The sequence below is a fragment of the Acidovorax sp. FG60 genome, assembly GCF_057808995.1.
Genome location: NZ_JBMDJC010000012.1, coordinates 119,283 through 137,739, shown reverse-complemented (window position 1 = coordinate 137,739; position 18,457 = coordinate 119,283). Strand labels below are relative to the sequence as shown.

17 protein-coding genes are annotated in these 18,457 nt (G+C 66.7%); 10 read left to right on the top strand and 7 right to left on the bottom strand.

Features of this window, described 5'->3' with window-relative positions:
- The first annotated feature begins 377 nt into the window (after positions 1-377).
- On the top strand, positions 378-1,070 hold the full coding sequence (gene urtE, locus ACODS0_RS18500) for an urea ABC transporter ATP-binding subunit UrtE (RefSeq protein ID WP_055398987.1): 693 nt from the start codon (positions 378-380) through the stop codon (positions 1,068-1,070).
- A 17-nt stretch (positions 1,071-1,087) separates the two neighbouring features.
- On the opposite strand, the gene ACODS0_RS18495 is transcribed toward urtE, so the two are convergent.
- Complete coding sequence (locus ACODS0_RS18495; RefSeq protein WP_488836327.1) at positions 1,088-1,909, bottom strand: phosphatase PAP2 family protein; 822 nt, start codon at positions 1,907-1,909, stop codon at positions 1,088-1,090.
- Between the two features lie 324 nt (positions 1,910-2,233).
- Between ACODS0_RS18495 and ACODS0_RS18490 the strand changes: the two genes are divergently transcribed.
- Both ACODS0_RS18490 and ACODS0_RS18485 read left to right on the top strand, forming a co-directional pair.
- Positions 2,234-3,301 (top strand): diacylglycerol/lipid kinase family protein, encoded by a 1,068-nt coding sequence (locus ACODS0_RS18490; RefSeq protein ID WP_488836325.1) that lies wholly within the window; start codon positions 2,234-2,236, stop codon positions 3,299-3,301.
- 19 nt (positions 3,302-3,320) lie between these two features.
- The gene (locus ACODS0_RS18485) at positions 3,321-4,115 is read left to right on the top strand and encodes a metallophosphoesterase family protein (RefSeq protein ID WP_488836323.1); all 795 of its coding nucleotides are present in this window, start codon (positions 3,321-3,323) and stop codon (positions 4,113-4,115) included.
- 100 nt (positions 4,116-4,215) lie between these two features.
- Here the strand turns inward: ACODS0_RS18485 and ACODS0_RS18480 are convergent, their stop codons facing one another.
- Both ACODS0_RS18480 and ACODS0_RS18475 read right to left on the bottom strand, forming a co-directional pair.
- Positions 4,216-5,400: a porin gene (locus ACODS0_RS18480; protein WP_488836321.1), complete on the bottom strand. Its 1,185-nt coding sequence runs from the start codon at positions 5,398-5,400 to the stop codon at positions 4,216-4,218.
- Between the two features lie 298 nt (positions 5,401-5,698).
- Complete coding sequence (locus ACODS0_RS18475) at positions 5,699-6,442, bottom strand: TetR/AcrR family transcriptional regulator (RefSeq protein WP_488836319.1); 744 nt, start codon at positions 6,440-6,442, stop codon at positions 5,699-5,701.
- A gap of 169 nt (positions 6,443-6,611) precedes the next feature.
- Between ACODS0_RS18475 and ACODS0_RS18470 the strand changes: the two genes are divergently transcribed.
- The 4 genes from ACODS0_RS18470 to ACODS0_RS18455 all read left to right on the top strand — a co-directional run bounded on the left by ACODS0_RS18470 (position 6,612) and on the right by ACODS0_RS18455 (position 10,928).
- Positions 6,612-7,604, top strand: coding sequence for a tripartite tricarboxylate transporter substrate-binding protein (locus ACODS0_RS18470; protein ID WP_488836317.1), 993 nt, complete (start codon positions 6,612-6,614; stop codon positions 7,602-7,604).
- A gap of 34 nt (positions 7,605-7,638) precedes the next feature.
- Positions 7,639-8,472 carry a cyclase family protein gene (locus tag ACODS0_RS18465; protein WP_488836315.1) on the top strand — a complete coding sequence of 278 codons (834 nt, stop codon included), beginning with the start codon at positions 7,639-7,641 and terminating at the stop codon, positions 8,470-8,472.
- Complete coding sequence (locus ACODS0_RS18460) at positions 8,469-9,506, top strand: fumarylacetoacetate hydrolase family protein (protein WP_488836313.1); 1,038 nt, start codon at positions 8,469-8,471, stop codon at positions 9,504-9,506. The genes ACODS0_RS18465 and ACODS0_RS18460 overlap by 4 nt, the downstream gene beginning before the upstream one ends.
- 339 nt (positions 9,507-9,845) lie before the next feature.
- Complete coding sequence (locus tag ACODS0_RS18455; protein ID WP_488836311.1) at positions 9,846-10,928, top strand: adenylate/guanylate cyclase domain-containing protein; 1,083 nt, start codon at positions 9,846-9,848, stop codon at positions 10,926-10,928.
- 27 nt (positions 10,929-10,955) lie between these two features.
- On the opposite strand, the gene ACODS0_RS18450 is transcribed toward ACODS0_RS18455, so the two are convergent.
- The gene (locus ACODS0_RS18450; RefSeq protein ID WP_218298644.1) at positions 10,956-11,684 is read right to left on the bottom strand and encodes a haloacid dehalogenase type II; all 729 of its coding nucleotides are present in this window, start codon (positions 11,682-11,684) and stop codon (positions 10,956-10,958) included.
- Positions 11,685-11,925: 241 nt separating this feature from the next.
- On the opposite strand from ACODS0_RS18450, the gene ACODS0_RS18445 reads away from it, so the two are divergent.
- From ACODS0_RS18445 to ACODS0_RS18435, 3 genes are all read left to right on the top strand, one after another.
- Positions 11,926-13,149: an MFS transporter gene (locus tag ACODS0_RS18445; protein WP_218298643.1), complete on the top strand. Its 1,224-nt coding sequence runs from the start codon at positions 11,926-11,928 to the stop codon at positions 13,147-13,149.
- Positions 13,150-13,308: 159 nt separating this feature from the next.
- The gene (alaC, locus tag ACODS0_RS18440; RefSeq protein ID WP_488836308.1) at positions 13,309-14,535 is read left to right on the top strand and encodes an alanine transaminase; all 1,227 of its coding nucleotides are present in this window, start codon (positions 13,309-13,311) and stop codon (positions 14,533-14,535) included.
- Positions 14,536-14,705: 170 nt separating this feature from the next.
- Positions 14,706-15,404 carry an IPTL-CTERM sorting domain-containing protein gene (locus ACODS0_RS18435; RefSeq protein ID WP_488836306.1) on the top strand — a complete coding sequence of 233 codons (699 nt, stop codon included), beginning with the start codon at positions 14,706-14,708 and terminating at the stop codon, positions 15,402-15,404.
- A 105-nt stretch (positions 15,405-15,509) separates the two neighbouring features.
- On the opposite strand, the gene ACODS0_RS18430 is transcribed toward ACODS0_RS18435, so the two are convergent.
- The 3 genes from ACODS0_RS18430 to panB all read right to left on the bottom strand — a co-directional run bounded on the left by ACODS0_RS18430 (position 15,510) and on the right by panB (position 18,329).
- Positions 15,510-16,349, bottom strand: coding sequence for an urease accessory protein UreD (locus tag ACODS0_RS18430; protein WP_488836304.1), 840 nt, complete (start codon positions 16,347-16,349; stop codon positions 15,510-15,512).
- A 208-nt stretch (positions 16,350-16,557) separates the two neighbouring features.
- A complete protein-coding gene (gene panC, locus ACODS0_RS18425) occupies positions 16,558-17,403 on the bottom strand; it encodes a pantoate--beta-alanine ligase (RefSeq protein ID WP_488836302.1) in 846 nt (281 codons plus the stop codon).
- Positions 17,404-17,447: 44 nt separating this feature from the next.
- Entirely contained in the window at positions 17,448-18,329 is an 882-nt protein-coding gene (gene panB, locus ACODS0_RS18420; RefSeq protein WP_488836300.1) for a 3-methyl-2-oxobutanoate hydroxymethyltransferase, read from the bottom strand.
- Between the last annotated feature and the right edge of the window lie 128 nt (positions 18,330-18,457).

Below are 18,457 nucleotides of genomic sequence, written 5' to 3'. Positions count from 1 at the left end.
GTTCCCTTCAGGATGCGCCGAGGAGCGCAGCGGCCAGCGGATCAGGGCTCGCGATTGTCTGAGCGCAACGCAGTGGAGCGAGTTCGAGCGAGACCCCGCTGGACGCGAGCACCGCAGGTTGCCCGCAGCGAAGCGAAGGGACGCAGCGTGTAGGGTCGCCTTCTCTTTGGTGACTTTCTTTTGGCGACACAAGAGAAAGTTACTGCGCCGCCGGGCGCACACCCCGGCTCCCGCCCTTGGCAAAGGCATGGGGATCGATCAGCGGAGGGCTTCGACAAGCTCAGCCCGAATGGGCAGGGGATGTCCAATACTATAAAAACAATAGCTGCTTGCGCTTGAAGGAAAAGCGCTAGAGGCCAAAAACACTCAAAACCACCATGCTCACCGTCCAAAATATCAACCAGTACTACGGCGGCTCCCACATCCTGCGCGACGTGAGCCTCACCGCCCAGGCCGGCAAAGTCACCGTCCTGCTAGGCCGCAACGGCGTCGGCAAAACCACGCTGCTCAAAAGCCTCATGGGCCTGGTCCCCATCAAAAGCGGGGGCATCACGTTCGATGGCAAACCCATCGACAAAACCACTCCCTATGACCGGGCGAGAGCAGGCATCGGCTTCGTCCCCCAAGGCCGCGAGATCTTCGGCCGCCTCACGGTAGAAGAAAACCTGCGCATGGGCCTGGCCTACAAAAGCGGCTCCACGCCCGTGCCCCCGCACCTGTACGAGCTGTTTCCCGTGCTCAAGCAGATGCTCAAGCGCCGGGGTGGTGACCTATCCGGCGGGCAACAGCAGCAGCTGGCCATCGCCCGTGCCCTGGCCCCCGGCCCGCGTTTGCTGATCCTCGACGAGCCCACCGAAGGCATCCAGCCCAGCATCATCAAAGACATCGGCCGCGTCATTCGCATGCTGGCCGACAAGGGTGAAATGGCCATCCTGCTGTGCGAGCAGTACTACGACTTCGCGCAGGAGCTGGCCGACGACTACCTGGTGATGGAGCGCGGCGAAGTGATTGCGCGCGGCCCGGGCAGCGAGATGGAAGCCAAGGGAATTCGCAATCTGGTCGCCATCTGAATGAAGGCGACAGACGCTCAGGCCTGCACCAGGCGGTTTTGTGAACCACGCCAGCGCGACACACTCTCCATGATCAGCACCGTGCACAGCACCCAGGTGCCCGCCAGCAGCCAGCCCGCCAGCACATCGCTGGCGTAGTGCACCTGCAGCACCACGCGGCTCCAGCCAGTGGTGAAGGTGAGCGCGCCCGCTGCCAGCACCGCAGGCAGGTGCCAGGGCCTTGGCAGCAGGCGGGTGGCCAGGTAGGCCAGCATGGCGAAGGCCGCCATCGACGCGCTGCTGTGCCCGCTCGGAAAGCTGAAACCGTGGGCCTGTGCAATGCCATGTTCGTGTTCCGGCCGCACGCGTTCGAAAAGTTTTTTCAGGATCTTGGTCAGTGCACCATTGCCGGCCAGGGCCACCAGCCAGCCGGTGGCCAGTAGGCGCTGCTGGCGCGCCCACAGCAGCACCGCCACCACCACGGTGCACCCGGCCAGCACCCACGAATCGCCCAGGTGCGTTAGCACCGCAAACCACTGCAGCACGGCCGTGTCGGCGTGCGTGCGCAGTCCTTGCGCAATGGCATCGTCCAGCGTTCCCCAACGGCCGCCCTCGCTCCAGCTTTCGGCCAGTTCGGCCATCGTGGCGCCCGCCAGCACCAGTGCAAATGCGCTGGCGCCCATGGCGGCCAGCACCACCCCATACGCCTGCGCGGGCAAAAACCTGCGCAGCGGCGGGCTGTGGTGCTGCGCGGTGCGTAAGCCGACCAAGGCCAGCGCGCCCACCAAGGCCGAGGCCACCATGCCTGCCACCCACCATTCCATGGGGTAGCGCGCCAGCAGCGCCCCCCGGCGCGGCAAGGTCCATCGGGGTCGTGAGTGTCGCTATCGTCATCGGGTGCTGGTGGCTTTCTGCGTTTTGTTTTGGAAGTCAATATGAGGGAGCCGGGCGTTGTAACCGAGTTCCCTACACCCCGCCACAGCGAAGGTGTATGCCCCCTTGCCATGGGGCGTCTGTCGGCAAACTCTGACAGGGCAAGGGCGCAGCTGCTGGCTGCGGCAGGGGCGCGGCGGGGCGATCATTCAGGTCACCGCATTACACAATTCAGGATGGCTGCAGGGGGCTCCCGGGCACAATCCGTGCCCGACGCTCCAGGCGTTGCCTCCTGACGCAGCCGTCGAACCATGACCCCTTCCGAGCATCCCCATCCTGTCCGTCCCCACGGGCCCATCCACCTGGTGGTGCCCAAGCGCCCCGGGGCCGACCTGGACCTGCTGCGCGCCAAGCTGGAAGGCGTGCCCGCCTTGCAGGAGCACGACGTGGTCTGGCATGTGCCCGACCAGCGCGGCGACATCGTGCAGCTGGCGCGCGATGCCGCGCAGGCTGCGCTGGCCGATGGCGGGCTGGTGGTGGCGGCAGGGGGTGACGGCACCATCAACGCCGTGGCCTCGGCGGCGCTGCTGGCGGGGGTGCCACTGGGGGTGGTGCCCATGGGCACGTTCAACTACTTCAGCCGCGAACACGGCTTGGCGCTGGACCCCGAAACCGCCGTGCAAGACCTGCTGCAGGCGCTGCGCAACGGCGACCTGCGCCCGGTGCAGGTCGGTTTTGTCAACCGGCGCATGTTTGTGGTCAACGCCAGTGTGGGCCTGTACCCCAAGATGCTGGCCGACCGCGAAATGGCCTCGCGCCGCTTTGGTCGAAAGCGCTGGGTGGCCGTGGCGGCTGCGGTATGGAGCATGTTCCGCCCCTCGGCGGGCCGCCGCTGGCGCGTAGTGATGAAGACCGACCGTGGTGCCCAGGCGCAGCAAGAGGAGCATCTGGTCACCACGCTGTTTGTGGGCAACAACCCTTTGCAGCTCGACCGCATGGGCCTGCCGCAGGCGCAAACAGTGGCCGACGGCGGCAAGCTGGCCGTGGTCATGCTCAAGCCCCAAGGCCGCTGGGCCATAGCGCGCACCGTGTGGAACGCGGCCACGGGGCAGCTGCACAAAGACAATGCCGTGGTCAGCATGGCCTGTACCGAGCTGACCGTCACCCCCGCCAGTTGGCGCCCACCGCAAGTCAAGCTGGCGTTTGATGGCGAGCGCGAATGGATGGTGCCGCCCCTGCATTTCCGCCTGAGCGAGCGCCCGCTGTGGCTGGTGGCGCCCACCACCTTGGTGCGTGATGATGAGCAGGAGGGCGAGACCCAGGGTGCTCCAGTTGCAGCGCCAGAACCCGCGTCGGTGCCCGGTCTCATGCCTGCATGACATTGGCCTGAAAGCACCGATGACCGTTTTGATGCACCTCTCGGATCTGCACTTTGGTGCACACGATCCTGCGGTGTGTGCGGCGGCCCAACGGCTGGCGCAGCGGCTGGGCGTGGCGATGGTGGTGGTGTCCGGCGACCTTACGCAGCGCGCCACCGCTGTGCAGTTTGAGCAGGCCGCGCGATTTGTCAAAGGCCTGCATGCCCGCTCTACCCTGGTGCTGGCTGGCAACCACGACCTGCCGCTGTTTGCCTGGTGGATGCGCTGGGGCCGCGCCTACGAGCGCTATGCCCACCAGTTCGGCATCGATCAGGAGCCCGTGCGGCAGATGGGCGCCTTTTATGTGGTGGGAGTGAACACCACCCGGCCCTGGCGGCACGAGCGGGGCAGCCTGTCGTCGGCGCAGATCGATCATGTGGCCATGCTGCTGGCGCGCGCCCCGCCGGATGCCTGGCGCATCGTGGCCAGCCACCACCCCCTGGTGTCCCGCGACGCCGCCGACCGCGCGCACCGGCCCCACCGGGCGGACGAAGCGTTGCAACGCTGGCGCGCGGCGGGTGCCCATATGCTGCTGTCAGGCCACGTGCATGAACCCAGCGTGTTGCAGCCCCTGCCGGGCCTGTGGGCCTGCCGCGCGGGCACGGCGGTATCGCACCGCCTGCGCCACGGCAGCCCCAACAGCCTGGTGGTGCTGACGGTAGAAGCCTCAGGCGCCGCCGTGGGGGGCTGGGCCCGCTATGCCGCGCGCTGGGATTACGACGAAGCGGCGGGGGAGTTTGTGTGTGTGCTGCGGCAGGCGGTGGGGGCGGAGTGAATCGTGGACCCGCGGGGAGCGGGAGCGGCGCTCGATAAAAAAGGGGCGCCCAAAGGCGCCCCAACCTTGGGACTCTCCGTAAACCTTTCTGAAAAACGGATCAAAACCGGTGGCGCACCCCCACCGCAAAGCCGGTGCCCTGTGCGCTGACTACAGACGGCGGCGCAGGCAGTGTGCGGGTCTGGGTGCTGTCGCGCATCACCATGGCATACAGGTCCGTGCGCTTGGACAGGAAATAGTCATACCCCAGGGTGAACACCTTGCGCTCCACATTGCCGCCCGCCACCGTGGCAGGCACGGGGCCCACGGTGTCGCTGGTGCGGCGCACCGCGTAGCCCGCCAGCACACGGCCTGCACCCACGGGCACAGCGGCGCTCACATCCCACACCCGATACGACAGGTTGAGCGGCGCAGCGGCCGTGCCCCGGTTGTCGATGCGGCCCAGGTGGGCAAACAGCTTGACCACCTCGAAGTCGTACGACGCCGCCAGTTGCCAGGCGCGTGTGTCGTTGGGCGAGGTGCCGTCGGCAAAGGTACCGGGGTTCTTCTTCACGCTCTGCCACGCCAGCGATGCGGCCCACGGGCCTTGGGCATAGGCCAGCCGGGCCGCGCTGTTGCCGCCGCCCTGGCCTTCAGAGATGGCATGTGCCACCGAGGCATTGAAGCCCGCAATGTTGGGGCTGTCATACACCACCGAGTTGGTCCATGCCGTGCCACCCGTGAGCGGGCTGCCGATGAAGGTGACCAGGTTCAGCGGCCCCAGCACGGTGGAGTCGCCAAACGCGTTGGAGGTGATGGAATTCAGGAACAGCAGCGATGTGACGTTGCCCAGCCGCACGCGGCCCCAATCGCGGTGCGACACACCCACCCAGGCGGCGCGCGAGAACACCGGGTCGGCCGCCACATTCACGGGCGCGGGCAGCGCGTCGCTGCGACCGGTGGCGCCGGAGTCGTTGCGCACAAAGGACGACAGCTCGAACTGCGCCGACAGCCCGCCGCCCAGGTCTTCGGTGCCGCGCACGCCCCAGTGGCTGGTGGACATGCCGCCACCGTCCAGTTTGGTCACGGCGCGGTCCTGCGCGTTGATGCCGGCGGCGGGGCCCGCAAAGCGGCCCACGGCGGCATCGACCAGGCCATACAGCTGCAGTCCGGGGCCGGATGCTGGCTGTGCCTGCGCGGCGAGGGTGGTGGCAGACAGGGCTGCAGCGGTGCCTAGGGCGCGTGTCCAGCGCCGACGGGCCCGAGGGTGGAAGAGGTGGGGCGTGGGGGAGGTGCGAGGTTTCATGGCGTCTTTCGATGGGTGAGGGGCAAGCGGAGGGCGAACCGGTCCACGGCGCAGCCAGGGCTGTTCCGAAAACGCAGTTCAACGGGGAAAGGCGTCAGCGCGTTGTGTGCGCCGAAAGCGGTGCGGCTAGGGTGTGCCGGTCTGGCGTGCCGATGCCCAGGGTGGGGCGGCAGCGCAGGGCCCCAGCCACCTGGGGTGGCGGTGGGCAGGGACCAGAAAAATGGGCGTGGCTGTGCCTGGCATGCGGCGCTCGCGCGGCAGTGCGAGTGGTAGGGGTGGGCGTGTCAGCGGTTCGGCGTCAGTGCACCTGGCCTTCACAGGCGCCACGCATGCCTTGCGCGATGAAACGCACCAGCAGTGGCCCCGCTGCAGCCTCGTCGCCCGGCTGGTTCTGGCCGTACGACAGGCGCTCGATGCGCTGGTCGTTCACATGGTGCAGCAGGGCCCCCAGTGCGAACTGGTAACACCACGCGGCCTGGCTGCGCGTAGCCTGGGGCAGGGCGGCGGCAATGGCATCGATGAACGCATGGGCCAGGGGGTCGAACAGCTCGCGGATGATGGGCTCGTCTTCTTCCAGGTGGTCGTTCATGCCGCGCGACAGCAGGCGCAGAAAGTGGTGGCCCGCAGGCTGGCGGGCCACCTCCAGCACGGGCAGCACGAAGGCCTTGACGATTTCGTCCAGCAACTGGCCGGGCGGTGCCTTCTGCTGGGCGTCGGCCAGCGACTTGAGGCGCACATCGATGTAGCCCGCATGCGCGCGAAAGATGGCGTGGTACAGCGACAGCTTGGGTCCGTAGTAGTAGCCCACCAGCGCCAGCGGCACACCGGCTTCGTCGGCAATGTCGCGGATCGACACGCCATGAAAACCACGCGTGGCAAACAGCCGTTCGGCCGCCTGCAGGATGTTGGCCTGGCGATTGGGCGCCAGCGCTTCTTCGCTGGTGGCGCTGCGGGCCGCAGCACGCGTGCGCGCCGGGGCTTTCGCGGCAGGGGTGGCGGGCACGGTGGCCGCAGTCTGGGGGGTGGATCGGGATTTGGGCATAGGCTGGTTTATACGGTTGTATAAATTAATTGAACACTCGTACAAACCCCAGTCGATTTCAATTTGTACGTTCGTATAATTTTTTCATGCCACCCGCTGCAGACCCTGTCAGATCTGGCTTGCGGGGTGTCGCTGCAACTTCCATCCATTCCAACCGGAGACAGACACCATGTTCACCCGCCGCCGTTTTACCCAGCTTTCTGCTGCCCTGCTGCCCACCCTGGGCGGTGCTCCTGTCGCCTGGGCGCAGGCGGGCAAAGACGCCATGCCCGACATGGCGCGCATCATCTCGGGCTTTCCGGCCGGGGGGACGGCCGATGCGCTGGCGCGCCGTGTGGGCGACCGCATGCGCGGCCACTACGCAGCGTCCTTGGTGGTGGACAACAAACCCGGCGCAGGCGGGCAGATCGGCATCCTCAACCTGCGCGACAGCCCGGCCGATGGCACCAGCCTGCTCATCACGCCGTCGTCCATGCTGTCCATCTACCCCTACACCTACCCCAAGCTGCGCTACACGCTGGACGATGTGGCGCCCGTGTCACTGGGCGCCATGTTCGACCACGGCCTGGCCGTGGGCCCCGGTGTGCCCGACAGCGTGCGCACGCTGGCCGACCTGCTGGACTGGATGCGCGCCAACCCCGGCAGCGCCAACTACGGCAGCCCCGGTGCGGGCTCCATGCCGCACATGGTGGGCGTGCTGCTGGGGCAGTTCAGCAAGATCGACATGCGCCATATCGCCTACCGGGGCACGGTGCCCGGCATGCAAGACCTGCTGGGCGGGCAGATCCCTGCGTTCTGGGGGCCGATTGGCGACTACCTGCAGCATGGCAAGGGCGGCAAGCTGCGCGTGCTGGCCATTGCGGGCAGCAAGCGCTCGCCGTTCCTGCCGCAGGTGCCCACGCTGACGGAGTTGGGCTACCCCCTCAAGGTCAGCGAGTGGTACGGCTTCTTTCTGCCTGGCAAGGCGACGCCCGAGACCATCAAGCGCGCATCCGATGCCCTGCAGGCCGCATTGAGCCAGCCCGAGGTGGTGGACTACGGAAAGCAGTACGGCCTGGAGGTCAAACCCTCCACCGCCGCCCAGTTGGCGCAGATGCTCAAGGCCGATGCCGACCAGTGGCGCGGCCTCATCAAGCAGACCGGCTTCACGGCCGAATCCTGATCGCCTTGTTTCGACCTTTCCACCCGACCCCGCCATGACCACCACGCTCGCCACACCTGCGCGCCGCATCGTCGATATCTCGATGCACCTTGAAAACGATGTTGTCTCCGACCCGCCGGGCCTGGGCCCGCGCATCAACTACATCGACCACCAGATGAGCTTTGCGGACCTGGCGCAGTTTTTTCCGGGCCTGCAGAAGGAAGACCTGCCCGACGGCGAATCCTGGGCTGTGGAGGACGTGCAGCTCAACACCCACAACGGCACCCACCTGGACGCGCCATACCACTTCGCCTCCACCATGGACGGCGGCCAGCGCGCGCTGTCCATCGACGAGGTGGACCTGAACTGGTGCTTCCAGCCCGGCGTGAAGCTGGACTTTCGCCACCTGCCTGACGGCTACGTGGTGCAGGCTGCAGACGTGGAAGCGGAGCTGACACGCATCGGCCACACGCTGCAGCCGCTGCAGATCGTGGTGGTCAACACCCGCGCTGGCAGCGCCTACGGCACGGCGGGCTACACGCGCGCGGGTTGCGGCATGGGCTACGAGGCCACCATGTACCTGCTGGAGCGCGGCGTGCGCCTGACCGGCACCGACGCTTGGAGCTGGGACGCCCCCTTCGCCTACACCGCACAGCGCTATGCCGAAAGCGGCGACGCATCGCTGATCTGGGAGGGCCACAAGGCCGGGCGCGACATTGGCTATTGCCATCTGGAAAAACTGCACAACCTGGAGGCGCTGCCCGCCAGCGGCTTCTATATTGCGTGCTTTCCGGTCAAGGTGCGCGGCGCCTCGGCAGGCTGGACGCGGGCCGTGGCGATCTTCGACCCCGTGCTGCCGCTGCAACCCGCTACCGGGGCGACGCCATGAAACTTGCGACACTGCGAAACGGCCAGCGCGACGGCCACCTGGTAGTGGTGTCGGCCGATGCCCGCCGTTGCATCGATGCCAGCCCCGTGGCCCCCACGTTGCTCGATGCCCTGGAGCGCTGGACTGTGGTGGAGCCCGCTCTGCACGACCTGGCCCGCACCGTGAACGCGACCGCCGCCCCGGGCGCCATGCCCTTTGATGCGCGCCAGTGTTTGGCACCGCTGCCACGCACCTGGCAGTGGCTGGACGGCTCGGCCTTTCTGAACCACGGCCACCTCATGGAGCGCGCGTTCAAGGTGCCGCCGGTGGCCGACTTCGACACCATCCCGCTCATGTACCAGGGCGCGGCCGACGACTTTCTGGGTCCGCACGACGATGTGGCCCTGCCGTCCGAAGCCGACCAGATCGACTTTGAGGGCGAGTTTGGCGTGGTGCTCAGCGAAACCCCCCTGGGCGTCACCGCCGAAGAGGCGCTGCAGCATGTGCGCCTCATCGTGCTCATCAACGACTGGAGCCTGCGTGCCTTCGGCCCGCGCGAGGCCAAAAGCGGCTTCGGCTTTGTGCAGGCCAAGCCGTCCACCGCATTCGCGCCCATCGCCATCACGCCCGACGAACTGGGCGCAGCGTGGAACGGCGGCCGCGTGCACCTGCGGCTGCAGACGCAGCGCAACGGCGAATGGTTTGGCCACCCGCACGGCGGCGCCATGCACTTTGACTTCGGCCAGCTGATCGCCCATGCAGCGCGCACGCGCAGGCTGTCGGCAGGCACCCTGATTGGCTCGGGCACCGTGTCGAATGCGGATGTGGCCGTGGGCTCGTCCTGCATCGCCGAGCGCCGCATGGTCGAGGCGCTGGCCGACGGCGCGCCGCACACGCCGTTTCTGCGCTTTGGCGAGCGGGTGCGCATGGTGGCGCTGGACGAGCAGGGCCAGCCCGCGCCGTTTGGCGTGATCGATCAGATGGTGGTGCCGGGCGACGCTGCGGGCCCCGGGCGGGTGAATACTTTAGATGCTATTAGTTCGATAGCAATATAGGCTTGATGGTCGTGCGATAGAGGCCAAAAAAGCTTGAATTTTTCGCTCCAGTCCATCGCGCCGTGGGGCCGCCGCCTCACCCTCCATCACCCGCAGCGCTGGGTCTTTCTCCCTCTCCCCTCGCGGGAGAGGGCTGGGGAGAGGGGGCGCTCTGGGGCTCGGTGCCCCCCTCTCCCCTGGCCCGCTCCCAGCAGGGGCGATGGGGCATACCAAGTCAGCTTCCGCCGCACGGCCCGGGGTGTTTTCACCGGTTGACCAGCCGGTGGGCGGCGCCTATTCTGGCTGGCAGGGGCCGGCGATGCCCCCTATACCAACGAACTCCCCCACCTCCCCCGCGCCATGCACAAAGAATTCCACCACGATGCGGTGCGCCGCCTGCAGACGCTGATCGAGCGCGAGACCGGCGCGCCGCTGCGCGAAGAAGCCCTCGCCGAGATGGCTGCCATCCTGCGCCAGGGCGACGGCCCGGAAGGTGCCGCCACCGATGACCGGTCTGTGGCCCCGCGCGAGGTCACCATCCTGCTGGCCGACCTGCGCGGGTTCACCGCTCTGTCGGGCTCGCAACCGGCGTCGGTGGTGATTGCGGCGCTCAACCGCTGCCTGTCGCGGTTGTCTGAAGTTGTGTTCAAGTACCAGGGCAGCATCGACAAGTTCATGGGCGACTCGATCATGGTGCTGTTCGGTGCGCCTGTGGCGCGCGAGGACGATGTGGATCGCGCGCTGTTGTGTGCCGTGGAGATGCAGATGGCAATGCGCGAGCTGAACCTCGCCCACCTGCGCGAGCGGCTGCCCGAGGTCTTCCTGGGCATTGGCGTGAACACGGGCACGGTGATGGCGGGGCGTTTTGGCTCGGACGTGTATTCCGAATACACCGTGATCGGCGAGGCCGTCAACCTGGCCTCGCGCATTGAGGCACTGAGCCTGCGCGGCCAGGTGCTCATCAGCGACACGACGTACCAGCGCTGCTGGGGTCTGGTGTCGGCGTCTGCCCCCATGCAGGTCTACGTCAAGGGCCGCACGCAGCCCGTGAGCCTCCGCGAGCTGATCGCCATCCCTTCTCAAAAGCTCAAGGTGCCGCGCCAGGAGTTTCGCCGCAGCCACCGTGTGGATGCGCGCCTGCCCTGCCTGTGCCAGCGCATGCAGGACAAGATCGTGGTGCCCCACATCGTGCACGGTGCCATCCGCGACATTGGCTACCACGGCCTGCTGGTGGAGCTGATCGAGCCGCTGGAGCCGCACAGCGAGATCAAGCTGGAGTTTGAGCTGCCGCTGGTGGACTACCGCGTGGCTGATGTTTACGCGCGCGTCATCACCCTCAAGCAGGAAGGCGACGAGTGGGTGGCGGGCTTGGAGTTCACCTCGATCAGCGCCGAATGCCATGCCAAGGTGCAGATGTTTGTGCAGCTGCTGGTAGCGCACTGATCGACGCGGGTGTGCCCCGGGGCACATTCAACAGCCCAGCATCTGCGCTAGATCGTTCAGGTCTGTGGCGTGCAGATCGTTGCCAGGCTGTGGCGTACTGTCCTTGGGCTGTGCGGCGCCCAGTTCCAGGGGGCGCTCGACGTAGGCGGTGCGCAGGCCACATGCGCGGGCAGCGGCCAAGTCGTCGTGGTGCGTGGCTACCAGCGCCACCTGTTCGGGCTGCAGGTCAAACACGCGCGCTACGCCCAGGTAGGTCTCGGGGCTGGGTTTGTAGGCCTTGAACACCTCGGCGCTTAGCACGCAGTCCCACGGTAGCCTGGCGCGCTTGGCCATGTTGGTGAGCAGGCCGATGTTGCCGTTGGACAGTGTGGTGATGGTGAAGCGTGTCTTGAGCCGCGTGAGGCCTTCCACGCTGTCGGGCCAGGCATCGAGCCGGTGCCACACATGGTTGAGGTGGCGGCGCTCGGCCTCGGGCAGGTGCGCTAGGCCAAAGCGCGGCAGGATTTCGTCGAGGATGCTGCGGTGCAGGTCGTCGACCAGTGTCCAGCCCTGCTCACCCCGCATCACGCGGGCCATTGCCGGCTGGTAGCCGGCGCGCCACGCCAGCGCAAACGCGTCTCCATCTACCGCAGGGTACAGCGCCTGCATCTCGCGCACGATGCTGCCGTGCCAGTCCACCACGGTGCCAAAGATGTCGAACGCCAGCACCTTCACGGTGCTGGCGATGTGGTCTGCTGTGCTTGGGGTGGTCGTCATTCGCAGTCCTTGAAAAAGGAGGAAGGGCGTGGTCAGGGCGTCAGCGTAGCAGCCATAGCTGAAATGGCTTTGAACCTGGGTTACATATTTCCCCGCTTCAGCAAGGCGGTGCTTTGCATGCTATGGTTACAAAAATCGGGTTTACCCCCGTAACTGCGTTTCTTTCTCTCCTTCTCCCTGTCTCGTCTACCTTCTGCGCCCTGCCGTCGCTTGCCGGTGCAGCGTCTCCCCTGTTGTTGCCATGACCGCGCCCCTTTCCCCCACGTCCATCGCCGCCACCCCTACCGACGACCGCACCTTGGTGCGCGCCGTGCTGGCCCTCGGGGTCGGCGGCTTTTCCATCGGCACGGGTGAGTTCGTCATCATGGGCCTGCTGCCTGAGGTAGCGCGCGACATTGGTGTGAGCATCCCGCAGGCCGGGCATGTCATCAGCGCCTATGCGCTGGGCGTAGTGGTGGGCGCGCCCGTGCTGGCCGTGCTGTGCGCCCACTGGGGGCGGCGCGCGCTGCTGATGGCGCTGATGGTGGTGTATGCGCTGGGCAATTTCGCATCGGCGCTGGCCCCGGGCTATGGGTCGCTGAGCGCCATGCGCCTGTTCACCGGTCTGCCACACGGCACCTACTTTGGCGTGGCCGCGCTGGTGGCCGCCGCACTGGCGCCACCGGGGCGCCGCGCACGCGCAGTGGGCTGGGTCATGCTGGGCCTCACCACCGCCACGCTGGTGGGTGTGCCCATTGCCGCTGCGCTGGGCGAGGCTTTTGGCTGGCGCGCTGCGTTTGTGTTTGTGGGTTTGATCGCGGTGGCCGCCGTGGTCATGGTGCGCCTTTGGGTGCCCGCCATGCCCGCGTCGCACGGCGCCAGCCCGCTGCGCGAGCTGGGCGCGCTGGCCCGCAAGCAGGTGTGGTTCACGCTGGGCATTGGCGCCATTGGTTTTGGTGGCATGTTTGCAGTGTTCAGCTACATCAAGCCCACCTTGATCGAAGTGGCCGGCATGCCGCCTGCGCTCATGCCCTTTGTGCTGTCGCTGTTTGGCCTGGGCATGGTGGCGGGCAATTTGGTCGGCTCGCGCATGGCCGACAAGGCGCTGATGCCTGCTGTGGGCAAGGTGCTGGTGTGGTCCATCCTCGTGCTGGCGCTGTTTGTGCCCGCCGCACACCATCCTGCCAGCGCCGCGCTGGCCACGTTCTTTTTGGGCACCTTGGTGGCCATCGGCCCCGCGCTGCAGATCCGCCTGATGGACGTGGCGGGCGACGCGCAGACCCTGGCCGCTGCACTCAACCACTCGGCCTTCAATGCCGCCAACGCGCTCGGCGCTTGGCTGGGTGGCGTGGCGATCTCGGCAGGCATGGGCTGGACGTCCACCGGCTGGGTGGGCGTGGTGCTGGGCTTGGGTGGCGTGGCCATTTTTGCGTGGTCGCTGGGCAGCGAAAAGGCAACGGCCGCACGCGCCTCTGCCACCGCATAGCCCAACACCACGGGCCGCCCGCGCCGTAGCGGCTTTGCGACAGCCGCGCGCAAGGTGGCTGGCTGGCGCTGTGTTGTGCGTTACATTGGCTGCGGGCTGGCCTTTCTGCCAGCCACGTCGCTCGGACGGTTCCGGGCGCTTACGTGAAAGTCACACCGCATGTCTGCATCGCAGGGCAAGCGCCGTTTTGCGCGCATCGATCGCCTTCCTCCCTACGTCTTCAACATCACGGCCGAGCTGAAACTCGCCGCCCGCCGCCGGGGCGAAGACATCATCGACATGAGCATGGGCAACCCCGACGGGGCCACGCCACCGCACATCGTCGCCAAGCTCACCGAAGTGGCCCAGCGGCCCGACACCCATGGCTATAGCGCTAGCAAGGGCATCCCCCGCCTGCGCCGCGCCATCAGCCACTGGTACAAAGACCGCTACGCGGTGGACATCAACCCCGACACCGAGGCCATCGTCACCATCGGTTCCAAGGAAGGCCTGGCCCACCTGATGCTGGCCACGCTGGACCGGGGCGACACCGTGCTGGTGCCTGACCCGAGCTATCCCATCCACATCTACGGTGCGGTGATTGCCGGTGCCGACATCCGCAGCGTGCCTGTGGCGCCCGATGTGGACTTTTTTGCCGAGCTGGAAAAGGCTATCCGCGGCAGCTATCCCAAGCCCAAGATGATGATCTTTGGCTTTCCCAGCAACCCCACCGCGCAGTGCGTGGAGCTGAGCTTCTTCGAGCGTGTCATCGCCCTGGCCAAGAAGCACGACATCCTGGTGGTGCACGACCTAGCCTATGCCGACATCGTGTACGACGGCTACCGCGCCCCCAGCATCATGGAAGTGCCCGGCGCCAAGGACGTGGCGGTGGAGTTCTTCACCCTGTCCAAGAGCTACAACATGGCCGGCTGGCGCGTGGGCTTCATGGTCGGCAACCCCGACCTCGTGGCCGCGCTCGCGCGCATCAAGAGCTACCACGACTACGGCACCTTTACCCCCCTGCAGGTCGCGGCCATTGCCGCGCTGGAGGGTGACCAGCAGTGTGTGAAAGATATTGCTGCCCAGTACCAGCGCCGCCGCGACGTGCTCTACAAGGGCCTCACCGAAGCGGGTTGGGCGGTGGACTGCCCCAAGGCCAGCATGTACATCTGGGCCCGCATCCCCGAGCCGTATCGCGCGCTGGGCTCGCTGGAATTTGCGAGGCAACTGCTGGACAAGGCCAAGGTGTGTGTGTCGCCGGGCATTGGTTTTGGCGACCAGGGGGATGAATATGTGCGCTTTGCGCTCATCGAGAACGAGGCACGGATTCGGCAGGCGGTGCGGGGGATTCGCGCAATGTTCAAGGCCGATGGTTTACTGAAGGTGCCTGCGGCCGCTGCGGCTTGAGGCCTGCCGAAAACACCTGCAGTGATGACTGCGGGCACCTGCGGGACGGCTTGCAGCTGAACTGGCGGGTGCGCACGGGCCCATCAGCGTATAGGTATTGCTGGCGAATGCCTATACGATCCCTCTCCTGTTGCTTAACAAAACGCGGAGGGGGGTCCATGAAGGAACGTATGAAGAATTGGCTCGTGGCGCTTGTGATGCTGTGCGCCGCAGCGGCGTCCCATGCGCAGTCCACGACCTACGTTGCCACCGCGACGGGCAACTACACCGCACTCATCAATTTCACGCTCTGTGTGGCGGGCCCCTGCCAGAACTTCAATACCGGCATAGGTGCATCCGGCTCGTTCACGACGTCCGCCCCGCTGGCGGCCAATCTGTCTGCCGCGAACGTGGCGCCTCTGGTCACGGCCTTCAGCTTCTCGGATGGAATCCACACCTATTCCAGCGGAGACCCTGCTGCCCGCATCTTCCTTTTCAACGTATCCACCAACGCCTCCGGCGCCATCACCACCACGGACATCCGGATCCAGCGCTGGCTGACCGGAACCACTCTCCATGTACCGGGAGACCGGCATTCCTGGATCTTCTTTCAGGCAACAGGGGAGGTCGATCACAACGCGCAGTGCCTCACCGTCGGCGCCTCGCCCGCGGGTGTGCTGGATTCGTGCGTTCTCGTCCTGGGTGCTGACACCAGCCGGTCGCTGGCATTTGGGTCCACCCGGGCTTGGGCCGTGGCGCCCTCTGCAGTCACCGCTGTTCCCACCCTGGCCGAATGGGGCCTGGTCCTGATGGGCGTGTTGATGGGGGTTGCCGCTTTGGCGCCCCTGAACCGTCGTTTCCGGGCGAGCGCTGGCACTGTGGCCTCTTGACGGGGCGCGGCCTAGAGTCGCCGGGCGCACCGTTGCAATGCTTTGGCAGTGCCGCGTGCGCCGCCTTGGTCAGGCCTCGCCGGTGGGCACGCAGGCCCGCCAGCCTTACATCGCCCAGATGCGGGGCGCTTCTCCGTTCAACCCCCACATCACCTCCCGCCAGGCCACCCGCACCGCCTTGAGCAGCTTCATCGCAGGCTCCACCTGCGGCGCCAGCACGCGCACCACCACCATGCGGTCGTTGGGGCTGGTGGCGCCTGCGGTGGCTTTGACCTGGGGGTGCTGATCCATCACTGCGCGGGCCGCGTCCAGCGCAGCGTCGCGGCGCGTGCGGTCGAGGGGAGTGCCTACGGCAAAGAACATACTGGCCATGCAGCGGTGGCCTGCCAGGCCCAACGGGCTGCTCAGCAGCCGTTCATCGGCCGCGTCGATCACGCCGCGCTCCAGCCACAGGCCGGGCACTTCCAGGTGCTGGGTGAAGCGGCCTTGTTCAAACGGCTGGCCCGCGTGCGGCAGGCCCAGCGCGGTCACGTCCCAGGCGATGCATTCGGCGCCGGGGGCGAGGTTCAGCGTGAGGTGGTTTTCGGCGTGGCAGGCGCTATAGCACAGGGCCTCCAGCGGCAGCCATTCCAGGCGTGCGCCATCGGCCAGGGTGAGGTGGCTGCGCTGCAAGGCCAGCGGGCCGGTGGAGCGGTAGAAGCGCGTGGCGCCGGGGGTGGTGACCAGGCCGTGGGCGCCGGGGCCGACGGTGGTGGTGATGTCCAGCGTGTCGCCGCCCACCAGGCCGCCGGGTGGATGCACCAGCACGTTGTGGCAGATGGCGTCGCCCTCGGGGTACAGGCTTTGCAGGATGCGCAGCGGGCCGTTGTGCTCGTAGCGGGCTACGGTGCGGGCGTTGTTGTTTTGTGCCGTGTAGTCGAGCTGCAGGCGGGCGTGCCAGGACATGGAGGAGTTTTTGCTATCAAATAAGTAGCTTATTGCGCAATGCAGATAAGCGCTAGGGGCCTTTGGGGTCGAATAATAGCTGACGGTAGGTGGGTGCTTGGTTTGTTTTCGGAGACGGGCCGGTGGCGGGGCTGCACAGCATCGTCTGCTCCTCCCTTTGGCAGGCCCTCCCTCGCGACAACGGCGCGAGGGGGGGGTGTGAGCTGTTCTAAAACTCCAGGTTGTCAATCAACCGCGTGCTGCCCAGCCGCGCAGCCCCCAGTGCCACCAGCGAGCCCGCTGCATCGGCCGCTGTGGCGGGCAACAGGTCGGCGCGGCGGCGTACGGTGAGGTAGTCCGGTGCCCAGCCCCGCGCGCGCAGGGCGTCCAAGGCCCGGGGCTCCACCGCGCTGCGGTCGTTGGGCGCAGCGTTCAGCCATTGCTGTGCCAGTTGCTTCAATGCCTGCGACAGGGCTACGGCTTCTTGCCGCTCTTCCAGGCTGAGGTAGCCGTTGCGTGAACTCAATGCCAGGCCATCGGCCGCGCGGCAGGTCTCGCCCGCTACCACCTCAATCGGCAGCGCAAACTGCTGCACCATGTGGCGGATCACCATGAGCTGCTGGTAGTCCTTCTTGCCGAACACGGCGGTGCCGCCCGTCTGGCCGAGCACGCAGGCAAAGAGCTTCATCACCACCGTGCTCACGCCTGTGAAGAAGCCGGGGCGGAAAAGGCCTTCCAGCATGTCGGCCAGTGCTGCGTCGGGGTGCACCTTGAAGGTCTGGGGCTGTGGGTACAGGTCGGCCTCGCGCGGGGCAAACAGCACATCGCAGCCCGCAGCTTGCAGCTGTGCGCAATCGGCCTCCCAGGTGCGGGGGTAGCTGTCAAAGTCCTCGTGCGGCAAAAACTGCAGGCGGTTCACAAAGATGCTGGCCACGGTCACGTCGCCCAGGGGCTTGGCCTGGCGCACCAGGGCGATGTGCCCGTCGTGCAGGTTGCCCATGGTGGGCACAAAGGCGGGGTGGCGATAGGAGGCCAGGGCCTGGCGCAGGTCTGCAATGGAGCGGGCAATCAGCATGGGGTGGGAGAGGTCGAAAAGAAATGAAGAAATGCGGTGAAGGCTCACCAGGCGTGCAAGGCGTTGTCCGGGAACTGCCCCTGCTTCACAGCCTGCACATAGGCCTCCATGGCGCCGCGTACGCTGCCTGCGTCCTGCATGAAGTTGTGGACGAACTTCGGCATCTTTCCGAGGTTCATGCCCAGCATGTCGTGCAACACCAGCACCTGGCCGGCCGTGCCGTTGCCCGCGCCGATGCCGATGGTGTGGCAGTGCAGCAGCTCGGCAGTGAGGTCGGCGGCCAGCGCGGCGGGCACCATCTCCAGCACCAGCATGGTGGCGCCTGCGTCTTGCAGCTCATGTGCCTCCTTGCGCAGGGTGCGGGCGTCATCGTCGGTCTTGCCCTGAACACGGTAGCCGCCCAGGGCATGCACCGTCTGCGGTGTGAGGCCCAGGTGGGCGCACACCGGCACGCCGCGCCGCACTAAAAACTCCACCGTGGGCGCTGTCCAGCCCCCGCCTTCGAGCTTGACCATGTGCGCTCCCGCCTGCATCAGCACGCAGGCGCTGCGCAGCGCCTGCTCTCGGCTCTCGGCATAGGTGCCATAGGGCAGGTCGGCCACGAGCCAGGCCGTGCCCTGCACGCGGTGCAGGCCACGCGCTACGCTGGCCGTGTGGTAGGCCATGGTGTCCAGCGTCACGCCCACCGTGCTGGGCAGGCCCTGGCACACCATGCCCAGCGAATCCCCCACCAGAATGCATTCCACCCCCGCCGCATCGGCCACGGCCGCAAACGTGGCGTCGTAGGCGGTGAGCATGGTGATCTTCTCGCCTGCTGCGCGCATCTGCGCCAGGCGCGGCAGGCTGACCGGGCGGCGTTGGGGCAGGGGGGATGCGGGCGGCAGGGTGCCGTAGGGTGTTGCGGAAGCGGTGCTGGTGGCAGTCATGGGGCATCCATGGGCAAAAATTGCCGCGAGTCTATGCGACCAATAATGGGTGTACTTATTGGTTGTCTGCCCAGTGGTATGCGGCCTAGGTCGGTACCATGGCCTTTGCGTTCCCGGTATGCTCGCGG

What these genes read in the sequence shown, in the direction of transcription:
- ACODS0_RS18470 (WP_488836317.1), top strand. Translation starts at nt 6,612, where the DNA reads ATGTTCACCCGCCGCCGTTTTACCCAGCTTTCTGCTGCCCTGCTGCCC.
- panB (WP_488836300.1), bottom strand. Translation starts at nt 18,329, where the DNA reads ATGACTGCCACCAGCACCGCTTCCGCAACACCCTACGGCACCCTGCCG.
- ACODS0_RS18445 (WP_218298643.1), top strand. Translation starts at nt 11,926, where the DNA reads ATGACCGCGCCCCTTTCCCCCACGTCCATCGCCGCCACCCCTACCGAC.
- ACODS0_RS18450 (WP_218298644.1), bottom strand. Translation starts at nt 11,684, where the DNA reads ATGACGACCACCCCAAGCACAGCAGACCACATCGCCAGCACCGTGAAG.
- ACODS0_RS18485 (WP_488836323.1), top strand. Translation starts at nt 3,321, where the DNA reads ATGACCGTTTTGATGCACCTCTCGGATCTGCACTTTGGTGCACACGAT.
- ACODS0_RS18435 (WP_488836306.1), top strand. Translation starts at nt 14,706, where the DNA reads ATGAAGAATTGGCTCGTGGCGCTTGTGATGCTGTGCGCCGCAGCGGCG.
- alaC (WP_488836308.1), top strand. Translation starts at nt 13,309, where the DNA reads ATGTCTGCATCGCAGGGCAAGCGCCGTTTTGCGCGCATCGATCGCCTT.
- panC (WP_488836302.1), bottom strand. Translation starts at nt 17,403, where the DNA reads ATGCTGATTGCCCGCTCCATTGCAGACCTGCGCCAGGCCCTGGCCTCC.
- ACODS0_RS18475 (WP_488836319.1), bottom strand. Translation starts at nt 6,442, where the DNA reads ATGCCCAAATCCCGATCCACCCCCCAGACTGCGGCCACCGTGCCCGCC.
- ACODS0_RS18480 (WP_488836321.1), bottom strand. Translation starts at nt 5,400, where the DNA reads ATGAAACCTCGCACCTCCCCCACGCCCCACCTCTTCCACCCTCGGGCC.
- ACODS0_RS18455 (WP_488836311.1), top strand. Translation starts at nt 9,846, where the DNA reads ATGCACAAAGAATTCCACCACGATGCGGTGCGCCGCCTGCAGACGCTG.
- urtE (WP_055398987.1), top strand. Translation starts at nt 378, where the DNA reads ATGCTCACCGTCCAAAATATCAACCAGTACTACGGCGGCTCCCACATC.
- ACODS0_RS18460 (WP_488836313.1), top strand. Translation starts at nt 8,469, where the DNA reads ATGAAACTTGCGACACTGCGAAACGGCCAGCGCGACGGCCACCTGGTA.
- ACODS0_RS18430 (WP_488836304.1), bottom strand. Translation starts at nt 16,349, where the DNA reads ATGTCCTGGCACGCCCGCCTGCAGCTCGACTACACGGCACAAAACAAC.
- ACODS0_RS18490 (WP_488836325.1), top strand. Translation starts at nt 2,234, where the DNA reads ATGACCCCTTCCGAGCATCCCCATCCTGTCCGTCCCCACGGGCCCATC.
- ACODS0_RS18465 (WP_488836315.1), top strand. Translation starts at nt 7,639, where the DNA reads ATGACCACCACGCTCGCCACACCTGCGCGCCGCATCGTCGATATCTCG.